This is a genomic window from Psychrobacter sp. 1Y4 (genome assembly GCF_051847555.1).
Map to the genome: position 1 here is coordinate 1 of NZ_JBPYDE010000495.1, position 737 is coordinate 737.

At 36.1% G+C, this 737-nt stretch carries 1 pseudogene; it reads right to left on the reverse strand.

From position 1 onward, the window contains the following. A pseudogene (locus ACS8FC_RS17165) lies at positions 1-209 on the reverse strand (superoxide dismutase [Fe]); the annotation flags it as partial. Positions 210-737 lie beyond the last annotated feature (528 nt).

The following is a 737-nucleotide window of genomic DNA, read 5'->3' on the forward strand; positions in this document are numbered from 1 at the left end:
ATACCTTGCTTGCTGTCATCTTTAGCAGTCGCTACGATGATTTCTGGCAATGTTTTGTCTTCTAGACCAGAACCTGGCAGCATGTCTTTTAGCTTGTTGACATAAGCAGCATGGTGCTTGTCATGATGATACTCTAGCGTCTCGGCGCTGATATGTGGCTCTAGCGCGTCTTTTGCATATGGTAGATCTGGCAGTGTAATGTTTGACATAATTATTTTATCCTTGCTTATTTGGCCACTCATACTACTGTCTCTCTAAACATAGACATATCTAAAATAGATACGCCTTAGTAATAGAAACACTTAGTATCGAGCTAAATTGGCTGAGTTTATTGTTTGAAGTGAATGTTATCGCTTAATACACGTTATTGCGTAACACAGTATCACGTATTATTATGAATCCAAAATTAACCTAGCTGTTATTCTTAGTCCACGAGTCAAGTATTTGACCACATAGACCTTTATTAACTTAATATTCACAAGCTATAAGATATATTTCACTGTAGCTTGGTATCTATTATAGCAACAGCAACCAATAATATCAGTTACCAAATGTTATAGCTCGTATATTCTGCATCGTCACTGGTTATTTATTCAACGATTACCTTTTACCTCGTCAAACCCTATGCCATCAGTACTAACATCGTTATCGAGGTCTATCTATATAGCATCTATAAAAATACCAAAAGTTAAAACCCGGCTAATTCATTCATCTTTTTTATATAACGGACTGACTCT